Below are 15,571 nucleotides of genomic sequence, written 5' to 3' on the forward strand. Positions count from 1 at the left end.
CCATAGTGTCCCTATGAAACTCAATTGTCCGTGTCGCTCACGTGCCAGTGCGGATTGAGCACCATTCTGTGCAGTCCGCGACCGCCAATTCCAGCACCTGCCACCGAAAAGCGAGTATCGAACAATACGTAGCCGTCGGTGTCCCAAATCAATGATTGTGCTCCGGCGCGGCCGTGCTCCATGATGCCGAAAAATGGCAGGGCAGTCAGAGCAATCAGACCGCTAGCGAGCGCCGGCCGGTAAAAGCGCCTGCTCGCGCTGAGCGTATTTTCACGCGCATGCTGAACGATGATGACCAGCAGCAGTAAAGTGTAGATGGTGGCATTCATCGTCGCGAAGATATAGAAGCCGCTGCTCTCTTCCGCAGCACTGACAAATAGAACCGGCAGGATCGAGACAAAAGAGAGCATGGCATAGGGTGCAAGAACTCTGAATGGCAGAGGATCGACGTCCGATGTACCCTTCGGAGTGACGCGGAAATCCACGAATGTTCCAGTCGTCCAATCGCGAATGGCAGCGAGAGAACCCATAAGCGCCCATGGCCAGCGAGCAAACAGGAACAACGTCATTTCCCAGCTCAGAATACTCGCATCGACTGGTCTGAATGTATGCGTACTGCGCCAGCGATAGGCGAACAGGATCAGCAGAATGGACTGCGGCACGAAATGCAGCAAAAAGTCAGGATATGACACATCGACAAAGGTCTTTCCTCTAGTAAGCGCGATGATCGGCATGACGAACATCAGCGCCATGAAGAGAGAAAAGAGGGAATACCAGAGCTGCGAAAACAGGAACTGCATTTTGAGGCGTGGCGGCAGCCGTTTGATCAAGCTTGGCGAATATTGCAGCAGGATCATCATCAGGCTGCGCGACCATTGAAACTCCTGGGTGACGAGATCGGCGAAAGTGCGTGGACCGTCGCCATGAGCAATGGCATCGAGCGCGTGAGTGCCACGCCAGCCATAGGCATTCATCATTAGCGTGGTGGAGTGGTCCTCCGCCAGTTCAGGTCCCAGCCCGCCAATGCTCTTGAGGGCCTTGGTGCGGACGGCATAGTGCGAGCCGATGCAAAGTGGCGACAGCCCATGATTGAACCCGGTCTGAAGCGATCCATGCATGCTGGCTTCCGCATAGAGGCGGCCGCGAGCCGCCCAGCTCTCATGAGCATTTTGGTCGCAAATGCTGGGTGCTGATACATAGCCGACTGCCGGGTCAGCAAAGGGCCGAAGCATCTGGAGAAGATAGCCTTGTTCGGGCACATGGTCGGCATCGAGCTGCACGACGAAATCGTAGCCTTCATAGCCGTAGTGATCGTAGAAGAAGGCAAGATTGCCTTCCTTGCAGCGTGTGCGCCGCGGCCATGTCTTGCGGTGATAATCTTCCCGCCCTTTCCGGGTGGAAATCTGGACGCCATGTTTGCGGCACCAATCCAGTGTCGCGGGTGACGGATCTTCATCTGCAAGCCAGGTGTCGTGCGTCACCGCCTGCGCCAGCATCGCATCCAATGTCCGGGCGACAACTGAAAAGGGCTCCGATGGTGCTTTGGTTACCACCATGGCGATGCGACTGCCGGCGGGAAGCCGCAATTCCCCCGTCGGCTTTTCGGCCCGGAAGAAGACGATGATGAAATAGGCCGGAATGATCGTCACCCAGGCGAGCACCAAGGTCACGAGGATCGACCCCATGAGGTCGACATGGTGTGCGGGCGCGAACCACCAGCTCCAGAAATAGCCGAGTGCCGCAAGCCAAAGCGCGGCGCAAACCATATATTCCGCGCGCTTGCGACCTTGCAGCACCGGTGTCATCAACGCCCGGTCCTTCATCGCTTGAGCTCGTGTTCGGATCGATGTCATCCTCGCATCTCCAGCCCGAAGAAGGGAGCTGCGGTCCGGATGATCGTGTCGATATCCGAATGCAGAGCGCGGAAGCCGAGCTTCTCGGCAGCAAGATCCGAAGCGGCATAAAGAGCAGGCGGATCGCCCGGCCGGCGGCTATGCATGGTGACAGGAACTTGGCGACCGCAAACGCGCTCGATCGCGCCGACGATTTCCTTGATCGACGTGCCGCGGCCGCTTCCCAGATTGACGGCAAGATTGCTTCCGCCCGCCAGCAGATATTCGACCGCCAGAACATGCGCCTTGGCGAGGTCGAGCACATGGATATAGTCGCGCACGCAGGTGCCATCCGCCGTGTCGTAATCGTCCCCATAGACTTCCAAGGTCTCGGTCGTGCCGGCCGCTGCTTGCAATGCACGGGGAATGAGATGCGTTTCGGGATTATGCCACTCTCCGAGTTCTTGTTCCGGATCGGCGCCGGAGGCGTTGAAGTAACGCAGCGCCACATAGGAAAGCCCATAGGCCGCCGAATAGTCGGCAAGCATATGTTCGGCAATCAGCTTGGTTCTGCCATAGGGATTTATTGGCTGAGGCGCCTCGCATTCGCGGATCGGCAGATGCGCGGGAATTCCGTAGATCGCGCAGCTCGATGAAAAGATCAGTTTGTCCGAGCCCGTGCGACGGCACGCCTCCAGAACCGACAGCGTGCCACTCACATTGTTGGCATAGTATTTTGCGGGGTTTTCAACGGACTCCCCGACATATGCCGAGGCTGCGAAATGGATGATTGCCGCAGGCCCGTGCTCCTCGATTGTCTCGGCAAGATGGGATGTGTCGAGAATATCTCCCTCCACAAACGGTCCCCAGCGCACGGAGGTCAGGTGGCCCGTCGAGAGGTTGTCATAGACGACCGGCTCGAAGCCTTGTCGATGCAGGAGCTTCGCGGTGTGGCTGCCGATGAAACCGGCGCCACCCACGACCAGTATTTTTTGCTTGCCCATCACGCAACCTCGAAAAGCTCGCTGCTCGCACGTACCAACTGACGTTCGAAATACGCGATGGTGGACTTCAATCCATCCGCCAGCGCGATGGACGGTTCCCATCCCAACTCGCGCTTCGCCACGGTGATATCGGGCCGCCGCTGGCGGGGGTCGTCGATTGGCAAGGGCTTATAGACTATCTTCGACTTGGAGCCGGTGATCGCAATGACCTGTTCGGCGAGATCGCTCACGGTAAATTCCGCCGGATTGCCGAGATTGACAGGCGTATGGATGGTCGTTTGATCGGCCATCAGGCGAATGAAGCCCTCGATCAGGTCGGCGACATAGCAGAAGGAGCGCGTCTGGGAGCCATCGCCATAGACGGTGATATCCTCACCCTTGAGCGCCTGTACGATGAAATTGGAAACAACGCGGCCATCGTCGGGACGCATGCGCGGTCCATAGGTGTTGAAGATGCGCGCAATCCTGATGTCGACGCCATGACGGGCGTGAAAGTCACGGAAAAGCGTTTCGGCGGAGCGCTTGCCTTCATCGTAGCAGGAGCGGGGGCCGAAGGAGTTGACATTGCCCCAGTAGCTTTCCGGCTGCGGATGCACGTGGGGATCGCCATAGATCTCCGACGTCGAGGCCTGAAAAATTCGCGCTTGATGATATGTGGCAAGCTCCAGCAAGTTGAGCGCGCCGAAAACGCATGTTTTCATCGTACGGACCGGATCAGCCTGATAGTGTGGCGGAGATGCCGGGCAGGCCAGATTGTAGATTTCGTCGACAGGTAGATCGAGTGATGCGATGACGTCGTGGCGGATGAAGCTGAACGTCTCGTAACGAAGCAGATGCCATAGATTGTCCATCCGCCCGGTTGAAAAATCATCCGCGCATATGACTTCATGACCATCCTGCAAAAGTCGATCGCAAAGATGTGAGCCAAGGAAGCCCGCACCTCCTGCAACGAGAATTGTACGTCTTTTGGTGTTGTTGAGTGTTATATTTGTAGATTTGAACGCTATGCCCATCAAACCCTCCCGATAATTAGACGCGACCCAGTATTCAGGGAGAGGAGAACTTTCCTCTGTCCTGTGAAAGACTTTTTACAACAAGTAATTATTGCTGCAATTTCTGGTTATCTTTTACAAAAAATTAATAATTCTGTCGTTATCAGGGAATGCGGAAGCTTTACATTCTGTCCATTTTTATCACATGGAACAAAAATAATAGGCTCAAGTAATATGTGGCAAGACTAACGCATATTTTACTATTTTAACTAAGGTTTGCTGTAATATAGGCCCATGATGCCGGTAGGTCGGTGTTTTTAACTAGCCAAATCAAGAAATCAATAAGCGTAAGTAGTAGCTAACCGAGATTGCTCCAGACAGACGCAGACAGCAGCTTGTTTCGCGACGCGGCTCGGCATCGAGCTTTCGACAGTGGCGATGGCGCACCTAAATAAGAGGGGTGGCTGTTCGATTGCTAAGGATCGTCGCGATCTTTCAGACCGGCCTTCCGCGCTTGGGGCTTTGATTTAACGCATGTCGTGATCGCAAAACCGCTGCCCACTTGCGCGACCTGGTTCAGGTCAGTCGCAGATCCAGGCGCGGATGCAGCTTCTTCAGGTTTGGTAATGATTTCATCTGCCAGGGAATTTGCGAGGAGCCACATACTGTGAGGTGAATATCCGGATGCTTGCGTGCCTCTATCGTCAGTTTGGCAAGCAGGTTGATGCCCGAAGAATTCAAGAATTGCAGACCTGTCAGATCGAAAGTCGCTTTGCCTCCACTTCCATGAAGGACTGACCTGGCCAGCTCATAGACAGGTGCATAGGCATCGGGACCGGCCAGGCGCATGGTGCCGTCAAAATATAAGGTACTGCCTTCGGACCAGATGCGAAATGCTTCTTCTTTGATTTCCATAAAGGGCCTCTCACGGGTTCACGCCGATGATATCGCCATGGCGGCATAGGTTTGGAGTTTGACCCGCTTGTGCGGACCATCCTCGTCGAAATGCCAGGCCAACTGAACCTGGTAGTCGCTCATCAATGTCAAAAGTCCTAGCCCCGACGCGTTGCCGCCGGCAAGAAAACTTGTTTCAATCTGTTCTATGAGGAGATCGCCAGGATCGCCAGTGGTAACCCTCAATAATAATTGTTGGAAGCGCGCCATCGCTTCGCGGTCGATCAAGTTCATAATCCGCATCCGGAAACAATGGCCATCCCTCAATGCCTCGATAAGGATCTCGCCCGAGGCGCGGAATTTGATCGAATTTTCGATGAGTTCGTTGGTCACATAACCAATGTCGTGCCGCACCGACTTATATTGTCGCTCGGAAGAGCGGAAACCGAGCGCTATCGTCTCCGCGATAAAGTCGGATGTCATGGCCGAATGGCGCCATGCCAGATGCAGCGGCCCGTCGAATAGTCGTATGCGAAGAGCATTGGTGGCATCGAACGAAGCCAGGCGTTCCTCGCCGAAAATTGCTGTCGTCATTTCCTCACCTGTGCCGCATCACCACAAGGGTAATATCGTCATGGATCTTGTGGGTCCCGATATAAGCCATCAAGTCGTCGAGTATGCCTGCGACGACTTCCTGCGCAGTCCCGCCATGCAGGCGGCGGGCGTCCTCCAAAAGCCTGTCGAAGCCAAACAGCTCTCCTTTCGAATTCTCCGCTTCCGTGACGCCATCGGTATGCAGCACAACCATGTCGCCCTTCTCGAAGGGCACTTGCCGCGTATCGATAAAGGGAGCGATATCAGGCTCAAGACCGACCGGAAGGCCGAGATCGCCCGTATCTATCCGCTCCACCTTGCCATCCTGGCGAATGATGATCATGTCTTCGTGCTGACCGGATATCGTCAATCTCTCGCCGTCGTAATCGAGGAACGACAAGGTAATATGCTTGTCGGTCCGGGTCCGTTCGATGTTCTTGAAGATCGTCCGATTGAGATCGGTCAGGAATTTTGCCGGGTCCATCTCACCCGCCTCCTGCAGGGCGCGGGCAATCGACTGGACCATCAGCATCAGCACCCCGCTTTCCAGCCCATGGCCGGTCACGTCACCGATGCCGATTTTCAGGTTCTTTCCGTTCTGCAGAACATCATAGTAGTCGCCGCCGACTTCATCTGCCGGGCGCATGTAGGCGGCGATCTCCAGATTGTTGATTGCCGTCAGTTCCTTGGCCCGCGGCAAGACCATGAGCTGGATCTGCCTGGCGACGTTGAGTTCCGCACCCAGCCGCAGGTTTTCGTTCTTGAGTTGGTTATTGAGGGTTGAGATCTCTTCCTTGGCCGCCTCGATCTCGCTGGTCCGATCCGAAACGAGCTTTTCGAGGTTTTCGGTGTGGAAGCTGATATCCTCCGCCATCCTATTGAAAGCGATACCGGCATCCCCAACTTCGTCCCTGGTCGAAATATCGACCCTAACCGAATAATCCTTCGCCTGTATGCGCTTTGCGGCGCTCGCCAGCGCGCTGATGCCGCTGGTGACGCGTTTCGAGGCCGCAAAGACCGCCGCCGTGACGATCATCAGAGACACGAGAACGGCCATGATCTGATAGAGCAGAATGCGGTTGGTCGCCCGCGAGATTTCATCCTTGGCGGCGATGAGCGAGGCGTAGATCTCGCGCTCGGGCACCACGATCCCGAGCGACATGACTTCGCTCTTGACCGGTCCGTCCACCCAGAGATTGGTCGGGCGCAATTGCTTGACGACCGCGAGATAGGGAACGTCCTCTCCCTGTTCGCGGAGGCTGATGTGCTGGATCACGCCGTCGGCGTCGAGCGGCAGCTTGGTAATGGCCGTTTGCGTGCTGTTGCGTAAGGATCGGTCGAGGCCGGTAACCCCCTTGGCGGCGGCATCGTTGGCGGCGCGCAAGCCGATGACCTTTTCGCCTACAGGATTGATTGCGACCACATTCCCATTCGACATGGCGAGAAAGCCGAAGCCGGTTTGAGCGACTTTCACATGTTCGACGATCTCGGCAAGCTGTGTGAGTGTAATATCTGCGCCGGCCGCACCGGCCACCTGATGCCTATCGGGCGTCCAGAGCGGATGGAAAAAGCTGACGATCAGCTTGCCGGTGATAGCGTCGGTATAGGGAGCCGTCTGGGTGATGTAGTCGGCAACGGGGCGGGATGAGGGGCTGGAGGCCCATTGCTGCCAGGATTCATATAGGCCTGGAAAGAAGAATGTCCAAAAATCGGAGCTGTTGTGGCCGGGATAGAGCCGGTCAAAGGTCTGCGCTTGCGTCGTATAGGGAGCAGTCCGGAAAATCGGACGCTCCCTCGGGCCGATATAATACATCTGCAGCTTCGACGCGCCGTTGTGCAGCAAGGAAGGAGCAACCAGATCGAGCACCGCGCTCCATTCTATGTCTGCCTGCACCTGAGGCAGGGGATGGTGATCCTTATCAAGCAGGTAACCCCAGACGCTGACGACCGAGGGTGTGCCGGGCAGGTTTTGTGACCACTGGCCAGCTTGGTCGTAGGTCACTGTTACCGCGCCTGGAGACGCTCTGCTCATGGCAGCACCGACATCGAGACTCCGCGCCGGATTATCGATCTGTCCCTGCAGCACGCCCGCCAGCCCCTTCACATCGGAATGGACCTGGTCGATCAGCAAACCGACCTCTGCGGCGGTCGAATCCGCATAGGAGCCGATATAATCCTGGCTCGCTTTCTCGAGGCCTTGTCCCACTTCCATCGTGGCGTTGCGCGATAGGCGCTGGACGTTCCATAAAGCAAGGCCGCCGCTGACGAGCAGGTCGAAGAGAACGGCTCCCCCGACGACGAGGAGAAACTTGGCGCGAAATGAGCGCAGTCCGAGCCGTTGCTTGGCGATTGGCGCGTCCGTCATAGCGGTTTCTGTCCCGAAGAAGCCCAGATCGGCCAGCCCGCATAGCCTCTTGGGTGGAGCGCGGCAAAAATATGATCGGCGAAACCTTGCTTGAATCGCTCGATAAATGCGGCCGAATCCCCTCTTCTGACCGCCATTTCATCGGCATAGACATTCTGCCATGCCGTGATGATGTCTGCGAAATCCTGGGGATCGCCATCGAGATTCGTGACCATGAAGCTTTCCATGCGCACATCCTTGAAGCCGGCATCCAGTAGCATGCGGCGCCCCTTGGGACCCATCTCGACATCCATATCGAAATGCGCGAACAGTTTCGCGACCTCATTATAGGTCCATTGAATGCTTTCGGCTCTGGGCTCACCAAGACAATGGGAGTTCTTCTCGTTGGTGATGTAGACCCTGCCGCCTGGCTTGCATATGCGATAGAGTTCGCGAAGCAGAACATCCGGGCGGTCGAAGATCTGCAACGAGTGCCTGCAGGTCACGAAATCGAACTGGTCGCTCTCGAACAGCATCTGGGATGCATCGCCATAGGTATATTCGATGTCGTGGACATTGAAGTCCTCCGCCACCTTGCGGGCATATTCCAGGCTGGGGATTGAATGGTCGAGGGCAACGATCCGCGCGGGTTTGAAATCCTTCCGCAGCAGCATGGCGAAATCGCCGATGCCGCAGCAGATGTCGGCGATATGCAAACCCTCGCGAAGGCCGTGCCGCGGCAATATCTCGCGCTCGTGGCGCCAGGTCATCTTCGTCTGGGTTCGCAGGATCGGGATGAAGCTCTGATTCTCCACGAATGTCTGCCCGGGATAGAAGGCGGAATCATAGATCTCGACGATAATGTTGGGTGACAGATCGCTCAAATGGCGAAACAGTCGCGATGCCCATGCAACGACACTGGAAGCTACGACCGTCAGTTTGAGATCCGGCCTCGATCGCGTGGCATCGAGCAGGACACGCGTCAGGGCACGGAACGCCGTATTGTTCATGTGGATGACGCGTTTCAGATTGACGTAGCAGACGCCGTTCACCGTTTCGATGCCGTTGCGCAGCAGGGCGAGATCATCGGCAAGCTCGGCAACTGAATGTGGTCTCAGAACTCCGGATAGAGAGAATTCTTGATTGTTGGCATCGAATTGCGCTGTGAAACGGCCAGAGGAGCGGTTGTTCAATTGAGTAGCCTTTCGAGCGCGAGGTCTACCACGAAAGTCGTTGCTCCCTTATCCCGAATGGACAGCTCGATGTTGGCATCGTAATTGACGGCAAGGCCGAGGAGGATCGCCTGCTCGGCACGCGCGGTGTCGTCGGTGATGACATCGAGATAGTTTGCGAGCGCGTGACCGCTTCTAATGCGCTGGACGATGGTTTCATACAAATTGCGCTGCTCGGCCGAGCAGGGAAAGGCCAGTTCGATCCGCTCGATCGAGCCATTCCGGTAGACGCGAAAGGTAAGGGTACCGGTGCTTTCTCTGGTGTGGAACGACATTTCGAAAAGCTCGTTCAGGGCTGCCGAAAGCAGGTTCGCATGACGGATGGGATCGTGCCGATCGTGGCTGACCATGCGAGCCACGTAAGCGGCACATTGATCGCAATTCGACCAGTCTGCCACAAGGGTCGCCATCTCCATTTCCAGTTCAAGCAATGGCTCGAAAGCCGCGTCCACTTGCACCCGCATGGTATCCTCTCGAAAAATTCCCGAATGAAATGCGCTTCAAAAACTCACGGACTTGCGTGAAATTCGTCGAATGTCGCGGCCGACTGATCGCGTGCACCCTGCCTTATGAAATCATCAAGCTTGTCGGCGCTCAGCGGAGGGCTGATGCTATAGCCTTGCAGGCGGTCGCAGCCCTCCTGCTGGAGCCAGGCCGCCTGTTGCCGCGTCTCGACACCCTCCGCCGTCACCCGCATGCCCAGGCCATGTGCAAGGCCGATGACGGAGCGCACAATGGCCTGGCTTTTGCCGTCCTGCAAAAGATCCCTGATGAAATAGCGATCGATCTTGATCGTATCGAAGGGGAAATTCTTGAGGTAGCTGAGCGAGGAATATTCGGTGCCGAAATCATCGAGGGAAATCTGAATGCCGAGCACGTTAAGCGTGTTCAGCGTGTCGAGATTGTTGATGGTCCGCTCCAGAAGCACACCTTCGGTGATTTCCAGTTCCAGGCGTTCGGCTGGAAATCCGACGATATCCAGCGTTTGAGAAACGCGATCGGTGAGGCCCGGCGTCAGGAACTCCGCGGGAGAAAGATTGACGGCAAGCGTATAGTGATCCGGCCATGCCAAGGCCTCGCGGCAGGCTTCCTCCAGCATCCACTGGCCGATTTCACGCATGAGACCATCGGCTTCGGCCATTGGAATGAAAGCTGCCGGCGGAATGACCCCGAGGGTCGGGTGCCGCCAGCGTAGGAGCGCCTCGAATCCGACCACATTGGACGGAGGCTCCACCAGCGGCTGATATTCGATGAAGAACTCATCGCGCTGTAGTGCCACGCGCAGGCTGCGCCGTAGCAGCTCCCTTTGTTCGACCACGATCAGCATGGCCGGATCGAACGTCCGCGCCCGCCGCCGCCCTTCCTTCTTAGCGGCATAAAGGGCGACATCGGCAGCCTTCATCAGCTGTTCTCCCTCGTTGCCGTCGCGCGGCGCGATTGCGATCCCCACGCTGACGCCGACGAAAAGTGAGATGCCGTTGACCGTGAACGGCTTTTTGAATTCGGCCACCAGCGCGTCTGCCAACCGTTCCGCCTCCAGGGCCCGCTGCGGACCGATCTGGATGATGGCGAATTCATCGCCAGCGAGACGGTAGGCCGTTCCGCCGCGGCCGAGTGCTTTCGTAATCCTCTCGGCGGCGAGTTTCAGTACGATATCGCCGGCTCCGTGGCCAAGTGTGTCGTTGACGGGCTTGAAATCATCGAGGTCGAGCTGCATCAGCGCCGGCCCGACCTTGCCGGTAACCGGAAGCAGTTGCGTCAGAGCCGCGCTGAATTGGCGGCGATTAGGCAATCCGGTCAGGACATCGTGCGTTGCCTGATGGATGAGCTGTGCTTTTTCATTGTCTTCGGACGATGGGCTTTCATGTGCTCTATTGGTTTCAACGATCAGAAGCCCCACTCGAATACGGGAGGCGAGCAAGCGGCGCTTTCCCAGCGTCGGATCGTCGAACTGGATCGTGCAAGGTTCGCCTGTGTCTATGACCTTATGAATAAGCTCGGCAAGCGTCGGATTCGCAAGCGCGGGATAGGCTTCCCACAAGGATACATCGCTCCGGGGCGCAAGACCGATATGCTCTCTGAATCGCTTCGAGCAATCGAGCAGTTTGAAATCCAGATCCCAAAGCGAGACCGTCGCCTCTAAACCGTTGTCGGATTCGGACCCGTAGAGAGTTTGCTGCGACCGATCCACTCGGTTCTCGGGCATATGGCCTCGTCCTCCCAAGCCGGCCGCGCAAAATCCGGGCATTGTGCAGTTTGAACTGGTCCGTTCGCATCGGAGCACGCCTATCAATGATCGCAATCTCATCGAGCGTACGCGCGCAAGTGATAACTTACCAGAAGGCGGCAGCCGCTTTAAGCGAATATATTACGAGACCTTCATATTTAGCAATGATTGCTAAGACATATGCAGTTTAAACTGACTGCCACGACCTCGTTTGTTTCATTTTGAATGCACTGAGATTGTATTGTCGCGGTAGAGGCATTGCAGTGGTTGTGGTGCGTATCGAATGGTCCGATTACAAGATCGTTGATTCGCAGACATGAGTGCGGTCAAAGCGGCCTCCCCGATGATCGTCCCGACTTATGCCATACGCCCGTGACGCAGATCAGGTCGCAATGCATTGATGCCCATTTGGGATGAGGCGGCGGCGGAGATTGCCTCATCAAGCGGTTTGGTGTAGGGCCTAGACCTTCAATATCCGCGGACGATCGCCCTGCTGCGGTGTTGCTCCCAGAGAATGCCAGCCTCTTATTCATAGTGATTGTCCATCAACTGCGCTCCATCATCGGGCACATATCGAAGCATCATGGTTAAACAGACAAAGCCCTTTATCATCGAAGTCAAAACCTCCCGCCGGATGAAAGCAAGATCGACTGAATCATCGAGATCCATCTGGGGAGAGCTTGCCGCCGACCTCAAGCAGACCTTGGCTTTGCAGCAGGAGATACAAGCAGGTTCGCCCGTGGATGAGGCCCAGCACAAGGAGGGCGCGGAGCGCCTGGATATTGATTCCGCGGCTCTGATGGAGCGCGATGAAGCGATAGCGCCGCAGCCCAGCTCTCGGCTTCTTGAAAAATGGCTGGCAAGGAAGGCGGAAAGGCCGAAGGCCGGCTCACAGGATGTGGTTGAAACATTCCTTGCGCGGCTTGATCAGCAAAAGATGCTGCTCGCAGAGCTTCAGTCGGACCCCGATGGTTTCAAGCGCTGGCGCTCGGCATGGTTTCGCAAGGTAGCCAGCGGCTTCGGCGTCAGCATCGGCCACGATCTGATCGATGCCGGCGGTGGTCTGCGATATGTCGTCGTCGATACGCTCGAAGATATCTCTCGTTTTCTCGACGACCTCCGTCACCATGCGAGAACCGACCTCGATTTTCGACGGGCGCTGGATGCCAACCGAAGACAGCGTGCCGCTCGCCTGTCCTCAAGAGCAATGTGATATATTTCGCGATGCGGCTGGAAAAAGCAGAGGCCTGACGCGCGAGAGGCGGCTCGCGGCGCAATCCGGCAGGCGGCCCACGGGCTCAAGCGCTTTTCCCGAGGTGACAATGAAGCGGTAGAGCATCGTACTGCTTCTATTATGTTTTTCACGCGCACCTTCCATCGAAGATGGAACGAAATGTCGTTTGCGATGTTCCCCACTGAAATTTGCTGGTGACGCTTCCTTGGGAGGACATCGTGCCTGACCTGACCGACACTATGCCAATAGACGCGGACTGGCTGGATATCGCCCTCCGTCTGCTGCTGGTCGTCGCAGCCGGAGGGCTGATCGGTATCAATCGGGAAATGGGTGGTCATGCCGCCGGGTTTCGCACGACGATCCTGGTCGGGCTCGCCGCATGCCTGTCGATGATCCAGGCCAATCTGCTTCTATCCACTCTGGGCAAGACGTCGCAATCATTCGCTTCGATGGATGTGCTGCGCTTTCCGCTCGGCGTGCTGACGGGTGTCGGCTTCATCGGTGGCGGCGCCATTCTCAAGCGGGGTGACCTGATCACCGGCGTAACGACGGCGGCGACCTTGTGGATCATGACGGCAGTCGGCCTGTGCATCGGCGGCGGTCAAGTGATCGTGGGTTCCGCCGGGGCCATTATCGCCTTCATCGTGCTATCGCCTTTCAAACAGTTCGACAGGCTGATGCCACGCAAGCAAAAGGCGCGCCTCGTGATCGAGTTGCCTCGCGATGCAGGCGTTGCGGTCGCCGATGCGCAAGCAGCGCTGGAACCGCTTGGATATGCTTTCTCTTTTATTGGCTGCAGGACAGGGCCGAGCGACGCGACAACGCATATTTCCTACGAGGTGCGATGGCGGGAGGCGGGACCGGATGGCGGTGGTGCGCAATTGCTTGCGTCCCTTGAGGAACATTACAAGGTGGTATCCTTCGAAATGCTGACGACAGGGGCCTGACGCAAGCCCTGAGACCGGAACATTCTGGAGCGGCAAAGGTTAAGCCCTCATCGGACAGGGAGAAAACCATGACCAAAATCAGCGATAGGACAAACGCAAGGGGTTCCCCGCGTCGTGGCGATACGCGCACCGTGCAGGCACTCGACCAGGCAGCCGGTGGGTCCGGGGATATCGAGTCCGAACAGCGGGCAGGAGAAGCCTCGCCAATAGAGCTATGGCCCGAAAATGGAACCGACGATGCGCGCTGCGAAGATTCGGCTACGCATGATCTATTGCGCAGGCAGATGGCTGATGAAGTTTCCGGCAAAATCTCGGAAGTGAGGGCAGCTTCCGAATCAGAAGAGGCCAGCGAAGATACACGATCCGAACCCCCTTACGCATCGACGCCGGAGAGAACAGACGTTGAAATACGAACGGAAATCGAGAGCGGGCTTAAAGCCGATCAACTGCTCGACGAGACCAGTATCTTCGTGACCGTCAGTCACGGGCGCGTCGTTATTGACGGTTCCGTTGAAAATCACGAGGCCAAGCAGCGTGCGGAAGCGATATCCCGGCAGGCTGGCGGCATTATCGGGCACGACAGCAACCTCGCCGTCCGCAAATCGCAACGGGCGTAAGGCTTTCAGATGCGGATGCTATTGCTCGTCATCTTCGGCCTCATGGTCGCGTCCGTTCTGGCGATTCTCGTCATCAAGCCGTTTACGTCAAGCGACGGCCGAGATGGCGGCGCCGTTAAGAACGGCCCCATCGAGCAGCCCGAACCCAAACCCTGACGGATCAGTCTCATTTGCCCGGCTGTTGATTGTTCTGCTGTTCTGTGTTGCCAGGCTTGATGACGGGAGTGTTGCCCACCTGCGGCGCGGGCTTTTCCATCTTGCTATCGCCGACTGACGGCGGTTTCAGCACACCGCCACAGTCGGACAGTTTCCGGCTGGGATTATTCCTAGCCGGCGGCGTCTGTTCGCCTTGCGCCTGCTGGCCATCAGTCTGCCGGTTGGTTTCTTCCGCTTTGCAGCGATCATCGTTCGATTGCTGCGCGGCGGCAAAATTCCAGGACATGGCAGCCGTTATCGTCGCAATCAACAGCAGGCGGCCGCTTTCAGTCAGGTCCCAACCGTTCCACTGGCGCGGTCGACCAGCCCTCAGGCGAGCGCGCGCCGACAGGGTCGACAATTTCTGCAGCGTCACCGCGTTGACGGTATTCATGGGCATTGTTCACCCTCCTTAAATGTTGGAGGGGCTGCAGATCGGATGGATAGGAAACTCGACTGCCGTTTCGTTGGCTATGGAGAGAAAGCGGAAAAATCTCCATATTCTTCAGCACCATCGCGTCCACTTGGCACGATCTGCAACCTTATTGGGCTAACGCTGGGCTTTCCCTGTTGTTCCGCTTCGACCCAATTCCTTGGCGCCCCTCTGGAACCATCGCCGGGTGTTTTGGTTAGGTCGATGTAAAATTTGCAATAGATAGAGGCTTGCTATGACGTTCGACGAACAGAAGAAGCCCCGGGAACAGACGAAACCACTATCCGCGACTGAAGCCCGGCAGGGCGTGCGGGGAACACATCTGTTCACCGTGCTGGTGACAGCGCTGGTTCTGGCGGCAATCGTATGGGTTGGCGTGGAAATCTGGGGTCGTTACATCGAACCAGGCAAACCTCAGAATGCGTCGCCGACGACTAGCTCCTCCAGCGGACAGCCGAAGGCGGGCACGGTAGACAACACGCCGCCAGCCGGCCAAACGGCCCAGCCAGCGCCTACCGATCGCACGGAAAACAATCAGCAGGGCACGAAGAGCACGCCGGCCCAGCCGAACCGTGACGGAACGCAGAATTAGGGGCTTTTGAATTGCGGATGAAATCGCAGGATCAATGAGTCCGTCGACAGGTTAGCTCCTGGCGCATCTGATTGTTGGCCTTATCCAGCAAAAAGCGGATGTCTATTATCCGGCGCGCCGGGCGCCGGACTGCGTTTTTTCCTCGGGTTCCTGACCGGCGTTATCGGGCTGGTGCTTCGCGGGGGCTTTTCTGAATCTTGCGAGTATTTCTTCGCCATCTGCCGATGCGCGCGTTCTTTCCATGATCTCGCGTTCCTTCGCTGCCTGCTCCCAATGATGCTGGCTGCAGCCCCAGGGGCGTCCAGCCGCTTCCCAAATCGCATAGGCCCGTCTGCTGATCCACTCGAACCGTTCATCCGCCATCTTTTCCTCCTTCGTGGATGTTCTAAACAACTGAGGCGAGCGATGGTTCCATGGGGGAACAATAGTGATTC

Annotated in this window: 16 protein-coding genes; 5 read left to right on the top strand and 11 right to left on the bottom strand. The window is 56.9% G+C overall.

Annotation, left to right across the window (positions count from 1 at the left end):
- Positions 1-20 precede the first annotated feature (20 nt).
- From FHT85_RS12585 to FHT85_RS12625, 9 genes are all read right to left on the bottom strand, one after another.
- Entirely contained in the window at positions 21-1,853 is a 1,833-nt protein-coding gene (locus FHT85_RS12585; protein ID WP_409527330.1) for a glycosyltransferase family 2 protein, read from the bottom strand.
- Positions 1,850-2,836, bottom strand: coding sequence for a UDP-glucose 4-epimerase GalE (gene galE, locus FHT85_RS12590; RefSeq protein WP_112411060.1), 987 nt, complete (start codon positions 2,834-2,836; stop codon positions 1,850-1,852). The genes FHT85_RS12585 and galE overlap by 4 nt, the downstream gene beginning before the upstream one ends.
- Positions 2,836-3,849 (bottom strand): UDP-glucuronic acid decarboxylase family protein, encoded by a 1,014-nt coding sequence (locus FHT85_RS12595; RefSeq protein WP_112411059.1) that lies wholly within the window; start codon positions 3,847-3,849, stop codon positions 2,836-2,838. Before FHT85_RS12595 ends, galE begins: the two co-directional genes overlap by 1 nt.
- Positions 3,850-4,404: 555 nt before the next feature.
- Positions 4,405-4,743, bottom strand: a complete 339-nt coding sequence (locus FHT85_RS12600) for a slr1659 superfamily regulator (RefSeq protein ID WP_112338070.1) — start codon at positions 4,741-4,743, stop codon at positions 4,405-4,407.
- Between the two features lie 18 nt (positions 4,744-4,761).
- Positions 4,762-5,316: a slr1658 superfamily regulator gene (locus tag FHT85_RS12605; protein ID WP_112411058.1), complete on the bottom strand. Its 555-nt coding sequence runs from the start codon at positions 5,314-5,316 to the stop codon at positions 4,762-4,764.
- 4 nt (positions 5,317-5,320) lie between these two features.
- Entirely contained in the window at positions 5,321-7,681 is a 2,361-nt protein-coding gene (locus FHT85_RS12610) for a SpoIIE family protein phosphatase (RefSeq protein ID WP_112411057.1), read from the bottom strand.
- Positions 7,678-8,853, bottom strand: a complete 1,176-nt coding sequence (locus FHT85_RS12615) for a class I SAM-dependent methyltransferase (RefSeq protein ID WP_015343793.1) — start codon at positions 8,851-8,853, stop codon at positions 7,678-7,680. Before FHT85_RS12615 ends, FHT85_RS12610 begins: the two co-directional genes overlap by 4 nt.
- Positions 8,850-9,356: a ubiquinone biosynthesis methyltransferase UbiE gene (locus FHT85_RS12620; RefSeq protein WP_112411056.1), complete on the bottom strand. Its 507-nt coding sequence runs from the start codon at positions 9,354-9,356 to the stop codon at positions 8,850-8,852. The genes FHT85_RS12615 and FHT85_RS12620 overlap by 4 nt, the downstream gene beginning before the upstream one ends.
- A 44-nt stretch (positions 9,357-9,400) precedes the next feature.
- Complete coding sequence (locus tag FHT85_RS12625) at positions 9,401-11,098, bottom strand: putative bifunctional diguanylate cyclase/phosphodiesterase (protein WP_112411055.1); 1,698 nt, start codon at positions 11,096-11,098, stop codon at positions 9,401-9,403.
- Positions 11,099-11,702: 604 nt separating this feature from the next.
- Here FHT85_RS12625 and FHT85_RS12630 point away from each other — a divergent pair.
- The 4 genes from FHT85_RS12630 to FHT85_RS12645 all read left to right on the top strand — a co-directional run bounded on the left by FHT85_RS12630 (position 11,703) and on the right by FHT85_RS12645 (position 14,073).
- Positions 11,703-12,332, top strand: coding sequence for a hypothetical protein (locus tag FHT85_RS12630; RefSeq protein ID WP_112411054.1), 630 nt, complete (start codon positions 11,703-11,705; stop codon positions 12,330-12,332).
- 239 nt (positions 12,333-12,571) lie between these two features.
- A complete protein-coding gene (locus tag FHT85_RS12635) occupies positions 12,572-13,300 on the top strand; it encodes an MgtC/SapB family protein (protein WP_112400166.1) in 729 nt (242 codons plus the stop codon).
- A 68-nt stretch (positions 13,301-13,368) separates the two neighbouring features.
- A complete protein-coding gene (locus FHT85_RS12640; protein WP_112400110.1) occupies positions 13,369-13,917 on the top strand; it encodes a BON domain-containing protein in 549 nt (182 codons plus the stop codon).
- Positions 13,918-13,926: 9 nt separating this feature from the next.
- Positions 13,927-14,073 (top strand): hypothetical protein, encoded by a 147-nt coding sequence (locus FHT85_RS12645; protein WP_183774107.1) that lies wholly within the window; start codon positions 13,927-13,929, stop codon positions 14,071-14,073.
- A 10-nt stretch (positions 14,074-14,083) separates the two neighbouring features.
- Here FHT85_RS12645 and FHT85_RS12650 read toward each other — a convergent pair whose 3' ends face one another.
- Entirely contained in the window at positions 14,084-14,512 is a 429-nt protein-coding gene (locus FHT85_RS12650) for a hypothetical protein (RefSeq protein WP_312861341.1), read from the bottom strand.
- Between the two features lie 268 nt (positions 14,513-14,780).
- Here FHT85_RS12650 and FHT85_RS12655 point away from each other — a divergent pair, with 268 nt between their 5' ends.
- Positions 14,781-15,137: a hypothetical protein gene (locus FHT85_RS12655; protein WP_112400111.1), complete on the top strand. Its 357-nt coding sequence runs from the start codon at positions 14,781-14,783 to the stop codon at positions 15,135-15,137.
- A gap of 105 nt (positions 15,138-15,242) precedes the next feature.
- On the opposite strand, the gene FHT85_RS12660 is transcribed toward FHT85_RS12655, so the two are convergent.
- Positions 15,243-15,500 carry a DUF2934 domain-containing protein gene (locus FHT85_RS12660; protein WP_112411053.1) on the bottom strand — a complete coding sequence of 86 codons (258 nt, stop codon included), beginning with the start codon at positions 15,498-15,500 and terminating at the stop codon, positions 15,243-15,245.
- Between the last annotated feature and the right edge of the window lie 71 nt (positions 15,501-15,571).

The organism is Rhizobium sp. BK312, from assembly GCF_014193605.1.
Lineage (GTDB): Bacteria > Pseudomonadota > Alphaproteobacteria > Rhizobiales > Rhizobiaceae > Rhizobium.